Here is a 7,115-nt window from a genome sequence, read left to right as displayed (position 1 = left end):
TGTGCCACGCTATCGGCTCGCAGGTGGCATCGGGCTGTAACTTAAAATCGCCGGTGTAAAGGTAACTGCTGCCCTGGTATTCCATCAGTATCATGGCCGAACCCAGCATATGGCCGGCAGAGCTAAAGGTGATTTGCACATCCTTAATTTTAAACGGCTGGTGCCAGCCAACCAGGTTAAACACCTTTGCAGCCATTTTGCCATAACGTAACTGCATAAAAGCAGCTGTTGGCTCGGTACAATACACTTCGGTATTACCACTCACCGCATGGTCTGCATGGGCGTGTGATATTACAGCCAGTGGCACAGGCTGTTTAGGGTCTATATAGAAATCGCCGTAAGGACAGTAAATGCCTTTATCGTCAAGGTAAATAAAGTCGTCGAGTATCATTTGGTTTGGGCAAGCGCTAAAAACTGCTGATGAAGGGCAAGCACTTGCGGTATTACTAATTCAGAATCATCATTTTTAATGCGGAAATCGGCCAGTTTAATCTTCTCTTCTTCGGGCATCTGGCGGGCATCACGGCTTTGTGCCTCTTCTATACTGATATCATCGCGGGCTATTACGCGTTGCATCCTAACCTCTTTTGGGGCAGTTACAATGATGCTGTAATCGCACAACTTGTATGAACCGCTTTCAAATAATATGGCGGCTTCTTTAAGCAGATAAGGGGCATTTGGAAACTCTCTCGACCAGCTATCAAAAGCCCTGAATGTGGCGGGGTGAACCAAGGCATTGAGCCTAGCCAACTCGGCAGGGTCATTAAACACTTTACCTGCAATGTATTTACGGTTCAGACTGCCGTCTTCAAAATAAGATTCATCGCCGAAGGATGCTTTAATGCCGCCGATCAGCTCCTGATCATTGGTCATTACATATCTTGCAGCAGCATCTGCAGAAAAAACCGGCACACCAAGCAATTCAAATATTTTGCTTACCGTGGTTTTACCACTGCCTATATTACCGGTGATTCCTACTTTTAACATTACTTTTTCACAATAAAATCAATGTTTTGCGGCTCTATCTTTACTATTTTGCAAAATGGCGGTATACGGTTAAGCATTACCGGCAATACGGTATAATTACGATCGCTCCAAAGGTTTAAATCGGCTGTTGCCTCAAAGAAATCTTCGTCCAGGTCCGGGTATTTGCTTAATGATGTAGTGAAGGTAACCTTTACCTTTTGCGGAAAGATCTTTACATCATAGTAATGCACATTACCGGTTAGCTTTACAGGTATCTCGAGCGTTTTTTCGGTATATTCATCAACAGGCATTTTTACCTGCACTGTTTTAGGGTAAATACTTAGATTAGCTTCATGTACCGTTTGCAGGTTTACACGGGTGCTTACTGTTTCATTTACAGCATCCAGCTTAAGCGAGTCGGTGTTCCAGGTAGTAATTTTATCAATCACGTTACTGGGGCCGCTTAGCGTTACATAGGCCGGAGTGATAACCACATTACCCGAGTTAGCAAACTGGGATTGATATTCAATAGCAGAGAGCAGTTTTACCGGTACTTTCTTCGTACTGCGATTAGTAAAATCAAAATAAAGCGTATCCGGATCAAAGCTGATGATCTTTTGTTCAGGCTCTTTCCGCTGATTGATATGCTCCAGCTGGCTGTTAAGGGCTATAAAGCTCTTGCTTTCTAACGAATGCAGATCTACATTAACGCGCTTATCAACCGGGCGAAATTTTGAGAACAGCATTTCCCATCCACTACCCTCAACAATGGCATCAACCGTGTCTGACTGTAAGGCCCTGAAAGCCCTGCGCTGCGGCATATTGTTGTAAACCAGCAGGCGCTTAACTTTATAATTATAGTTTTTAGTTAAACTGCTTAGCATCCAGGCGGCCGCAGCAAGTACCAGGCAGGTTATAAACGCCGAAAGGCGCCTGCGCTCTGATGCTGATAATTTTACGATTGCCATGGGTTGATGTTTATTTAAATTAAAATGCCGCTCAATTATTTACAACTGAACGGCATTTTATATCAAAAAGCTTTTGTTATGCCTTTACTGCCAGTGGTGTATTTAACGCTTTTGATGCCTCTAATGATATAGAAGTTTTATCGAAACGTATTTTAACACCATTATCAACTTCAACTGTAAAAGTTGTTTCGCCAATTTCGGCAATTTTACCGTGGATACCAGCTGTGGTAACTACTTTATCACCTTTTTTAAGCTCTTCAACATATTTTTTTTGATCCTTTTGCTTTTTCATTTGCGGGCGGATCATAAAAAAGTAGAATACTACAATGATGAGTACCATCGGGATCAATGAACCCATGCTACCTAAACCACCTGCTGCAGCTTGTAATAGAATTGTTGCTATCATTTTATAAATTAATTACTTGTTGGATTGGTTACATCGCCTATCAGGTGTACCCTGGTTTCAGCGGGGTTGGTATTGGCCGTAATTGTAATTTGCTTATCCTGTAAACCCATTTTACCGGCACTGTTAAAGGTTACCTTAATTACATCTGACGCGCCTGGTGCAACTGGTGTTTTAGGAAATTCGGGCTTTGTACAACCACATGTTGCCGTAGCATTGGTGATGATTAACGGCGATTTACCAGTATTGGTAAATTTAAAATCATAATGCACAAGGTCGCCGCCTTTAATTTTGCCAAAATCGTGCGTTTCATGCTCAAATTTCATGGCAGGTAAATCGCCTGCAGGTACATTTGCCACGGTAGCCCCTGCTTTGGTAGCAGCAGAACCAACTGTATCTGTATTAGAAGCTTGATTTGTTTTAGCTGAATTTGAATTACAGGCTACCAATAAACTGGCGGCTATAATACCTAAGAAAACTTTTTTCATATGGGGTTTATTCAATTAATCCTCTTCCGGTTTTACGGATCTTATTTTCGGCTTTAAGTTCAAATAAAATTTTGTCCAATATACCGTTTATAAACGAGTTGCTTTTTGGCGTACTAAACTCCTTAGCTATCTCCAGGTACTCATTTATAGTCACCTTAACAGGTACCGAAGCAAAGTTAATAAATTCGGCAATAGCCATCTTCATTAAAAGCGTATCCATCATGGCAATACGCTCAGGTTCCCAGTTTTGGGTTTTGGCACCTATTAAATCCTGGTATTGGTCGTTATGGCGAATGGTTTCTTCAAATAGGTTCACAATAAACTCGCGGTCTTCTTCCCAGTTACCGGTAACTTCGGCAAGTTTGTTTTTAGACGGCTCATCGTACGAGAAGTTTTTGAATGTTTTGGCAATTAAGGCCTGTAATACATCCCTGTCAACCGGCCATACAATAAATTTATCTTCAAATACCTGCTCAGCCAGTGACGATTTCAGGATCACTTTTTTGAAAATGAATTTTATAATGTCTTTGTCTGTTTGGATGGTATCATCCTTAAATTCTAAATACTCAGTATATTCAGGTGAGTTTTTAAGGATGGTAAATAATGCTTTAGAAAGCTCAGGATCAAAATCCCACGATACTTTATATCTTTTTACAGCGGCAATGTAATCGCCATTTTGAATTAATGAAACCAGGAAACGGTTTTCTGTGATCTTGAGGTTGGGTTTCAGATCATCCGCCGTAGGCAGATATTTGTTGGCACGCTCTTCGGCATCCGTAATGGCATGGTTTGCCACCTCGGCAATGAGCGACAACATCCAGATGTACATCTCATAAACCTTGTCTATACTCTGCAACAACCCTTTTTCATGGTGTTTCAGGTCTGTTTTCTCTGTTTGGTAATAAGCATATAATGCTTGTAATACTTTTACCCTAAGGTGCCTTCTGTTTAACATTTAATAAGAACGATTTTGGGCAAAGCCCGGTTTTTGTATTAATATGATGATTTTATTTTTCTGATATCGGCTATGCGCTTCTCTGCTATTTTATTAGCAGCTTCAATGGTGCTTATACTTTCGGCTTTTGATAGCTTTAATACATTGCGTGTGGCATCATAAATATTTTCGGTAAGCTGCAGGGTGCGTTTCTTGCTAAAGCCCATCAGTTCCGAATAACAATTAATTAAGCCCCCGGCATTAATCACATAATCTGGCGCATATAAAATGCCTTTGTCCAACAACATTTTGCCGTGGATGGTTTCGTCCTCGAGCTGATTATTTGCCGAGCCCGCTATAATAGCACACTTTAACTTGGCAATGGTGCTGGTATTTATAGTACCACCCAGTGCACAAGGCGCATAAATTTCGGCGTTAAGATCAAATATAGTGTGGTTGGCAACTGCCTCCGCACCGTATTTTTTGGCTACCTGCACAACGCGCTCTTCATTAATATCACTTACGTAAACCTTGGTATTTTCTTCGCGAAGCAATTTTACCAGGTTTTCGCCCACATGGCCTATACCCTGTACCAATACAGACCGGCCCGCTAATGAATCATTACCATAAAGCTCTTTAACAGATGCTTTAATACCCATAAAAACACCCTTAGCTGCTATGGGGGTTGGGTCGCCGCTGCCACCCATGGTTTCCGGTACGCCGGTTACATGTTCGGTCTCCATACGGATATACTCCATATCCTTAGGGTTGGTGCCCATATCTTCTGCGGTGATAAATTCACCGTTAAGATTTTTAATAAAACGGCCAAACCTGCGCATTAGTGCCTCAGATTTATCTTTACGGGGGTCGCCTATGATTACTGCATTGCCACCGCCCAAATTTAAACCAGACATGGCAGCTTTATAGGTCATCGCTTTTGAAAGACGCAATACATCTTTTAAAGCATCATGTTCTGTTTTATAAGCCCACATGCGGGTACCGCCCAAAGCAGGGCCCAGCGTGGTATTATGTATGGCGATGATAGCCTTAAGGCCGGTATCGGGATCATTACAGAAAACAACTTTTTGATGACCGAACGCATTCAGGAGGTCAAACAGGGTATTAGGGGAAGCATCCGTAGATAACATTGCGCTCGGTGGTGAATAAGTTCGTTACAAAAGTAGCGGTTTTTTTGGATGCAGCAAGCTTTAGAAGCAAGAAACAAGAATCAAGAGCCAAGACGACAGCCATATCTTGTCTGTTGTCTCTTGTTTCCTGCATCTTTCTACTACCAATACCTTATTTTTGCAGCATATAAATGAAAGATCTCGCTTACCTGAATAAATTTTTTCTCAAATACCGCTGGCACTTTATTCCGGGTATTTTGTTTGTCATCATATCCAATGTTTTTGGTGTGCTACCCGCACAGGTTATCCGCGTGGCATTTGACCTCGTTACCGAAAACATTGCCATATACCGCCTTTATTCCGGCTTCGAAAAGCAAAATGTTATTTACGACATATTTGGCTCCAGCCTGTTTTTATTTGGCGTACTTGTGCTGATACTAGCCCTGCTGCGTGGCATGTTCCTGTTTTTTATGCGGCAAACATTAATACTGATGTCCCGCCATATTGAGTACGATCTCAAAAATTTGATCTACAGGCATTACCAGGAGCTGTCATTAGCGTTTTACCGCCGCCACAGTACCGGCGATCTGATGAACCGCGCTACAGAAGATGTAAGCCGCGTACGCATGTACTTAGGCCCCGGCATTATGTATACCGCCAATACCCTGGCTGTTTTTGTGTTGACCGTTGGCATGATGCTTACTGTTAACGTAAGGCTAACGCTTTTCTCTGTATTACCGCTGCCTGTATTGGTACTTGTTATTTATTACGTAAACAGTATCATCAACTTTCGCAGCGAGAAAATTCAGGAACGCTTATCGGCACTTTCCAGCTTTGTACAGGTAACGTTTTCGGGCATCAGGGTTATAAAATCATACGTGCGCGAAAATTTTATCCGCGATAGCTTTACTGCAGAAAGCAACAGTTACAAAACGCATTCGATGGCGCTTGTAAAAGTACAGGCCTTATTTTACCCTTTAATGCTCTTGCTCATTGGTATTAGTAATATCATAATTATTTATGTAGGCGGTGTTGAGGTAATGAAAGGTACAGTTACACCCGGTAACATTGCCGAGTTTATTGTATACCTAAACCAGCTTACCTTCCCGGTAATAGCACTGGGCTGGGTTACCTCGCTGATACAACGCGCAGCGGCTTCGCAAAAACGGATCAATGAGTTTCTGCACGAAAAATCGGAGATCATTTCTACCGGAGCGCCGCATCATGTAGGCGGACAAATCACATTCGACAAGGTATCTTTCACCTATCCCGAAACCGGGATAGAGGCTTTAAAATCTGTTTCATTTACTGCAAATCCGGGCGAAATGGTGGCTATTATTGGCCGTACAGGTTCGGGAAAATCAACCGTGGCCAATTTAATTATGCGGATGTACGATGCAGACAAGGGCCATATTATGATTGATGATAAAACAGTTGACAACATCGACCTGGAAAATTACCGTTCGCAGGTTGGCTTTGTGCCGCAGGAAGTTTTTCTGTTCTCAGACACCATTGGCCGTAATATTGCCTTTAGCGCCGATATAATGGACCAGCCACGTGTGGAGCAGGCGGCCAAAGATGCTGCTGTTTACAAAAATATTATTGAATTTGACAAGGGCTTCGACACCATGATAGGCGAGCGCGGCATTACCCTATCGGGCGGGCAAAAGCAGCGTGTATCTATTGCAAGGGCTATTTTTAAGCAGCCGCAGATCCTGATATTTGACGATTGCCTCTCGGCGGTTGATACCCGTACCGAAGAAGAGATATTAAATAATATGGGCCAGATTATGAATGGCAAAACCAGCATCATTATAGCCCACCGCATATCGACCATTAAAAACGCGGACCAAATATTAGTAATGGACCGTGGCGAAATTATTGAGCGCGGCAACCACGATTTTTTAATGCAGCAAAGGGGTGCCTATTTCGAGCTGTATGAAAAACAACTATTAGAAGAGCAGGAAAACGCTTAGCAAACGGAAAGTATTAAGGTCATATAATATTGCCGTATTTACAAGTATAGCACCTATCACCTCGCTAATTAAGATTTTTCAACACAGATATATTTATAATACGATTATTAACTGGCTTAATACTTAATAATAACCTAACTACTAAAAGCACTAATATTGCAGGCACCCATAGTGCATTTATATATTCTTCATGTCAGCCACGCTTTTTGCACTTCAGTTTCTTTTTTTGAAATTGTTTTAAATATTTTAAACA

General features: G+C 42.0%; 7 protein-coding genes and 1 pseudogene. 1 reads left to right on the top strand and 7 read right to left on the bottom strand.

The window, feature by feature from the left end; translation table 11 throughout:
• The 7 genes and pseudogenes from RG47T_RS26590 to RG47T_RS04290 form a co-directional block, all read right to left on the bottom strand.
• Positions 1-391, bottom strand: a pseudogene (locus RG47T_RS26590) (exonuclease); the annotation flags it as partial.
• Entirely contained in the window at positions 388-987 is a 600-nt protein-coding gene (gene coaE, locus RG47T_RS04315) for a dephospho-CoA kinase (RefSeq protein ID WP_074488287.1), read from the bottom strand. The pseudogene RG47T_RS26590 and the gene coaE, both read right to left, overlap by 4 nt.
• Positions 987-1,934, bottom strand: coding sequence for a CdaR family protein (locus tag RG47T_RS04310; RefSeq protein ID WP_074488286.1), 948 nt, complete (start codon positions 1,932-1,934; stop codon positions 987-989). The genes coaE and RG47T_RS04310 overlap by 1 nt, the downstream gene beginning before the upstream one ends.
• A gap of 76 nt (positions 1,935-2,010) precedes the next feature.
• Positions 2,011-2,340: a preprotein translocase subunit YajC gene (gene yajC / locus RG47T_RS04305; RefSeq protein ID WP_074488285.1), complete on the bottom strand. Its 330-nt coding sequence runs from the start codon at positions 2,338-2,340 to the stop codon at positions 2,011-2,013.
• An 8-nt stretch (positions 2,341-2,348) separates the two neighbouring features.
• Positions 2,349-2,825, bottom strand: a complete 477-nt coding sequence (locus RG47T_RS04300) for a DUF1573 domain-containing protein (RefSeq protein WP_074488284.1) — start codon at positions 2,823-2,825, stop codon at positions 2,349-2,351.
• A 7-nt stretch (positions 2,826-2,832) separates the two neighbouring features.
• A complete protein-coding gene (gene nusB, locus RG47T_RS04295) occupies positions 2,833-3,780 on the bottom strand; it encodes a transcription antitermination factor NusB (protein ID WP_074488283.1) in 948 nt (315 codons plus the stop codon).
• Between the two features lie 38 nt (positions 3,781-3,818).
• Complete coding sequence (locus tag RG47T_RS04290) at positions 3,819-4,907, bottom strand: Glu/Leu/Phe/Val family dehydrogenase (RefSeq protein WP_074488282.1); 1,089 nt, start codon at positions 4,905-4,907, stop codon at positions 3,819-3,821.
• 170 nt (positions 4,908-5,077) lie between these two features.
• Between RG47T_RS04290 and RG47T_RS04285 the strand changes: the two genes are divergently transcribed.
• Complete coding sequence (locus tag RG47T_RS04285) at positions 5,078-6,862, top strand: ABC transporter ATP-binding protein (protein ID WP_074488281.1); 1,785 nt, start codon at positions 5,078-5,080, stop codon at positions 6,860-6,862.
• Positions 6,863-7,115 lie beyond the last annotated feature (253 nt).

Origin of the sequence: Mucilaginibacter polytrichastri, from assembly GCF_001911425.1 — a bacterium.
Taxonomy (GTDB): domain Bacteria; phylum Bacteroidota; class Bacteroidia; order Sphingobacteriales; family Sphingobacteriaceae; genus Mucilaginibacter; species Mucilaginibacter polytrichastri.
The sequence above is the reverse complement of the archived record's forward strand: the minus strand, read 5'-3'. Positions and strand labels throughout refer to the sequence as shown.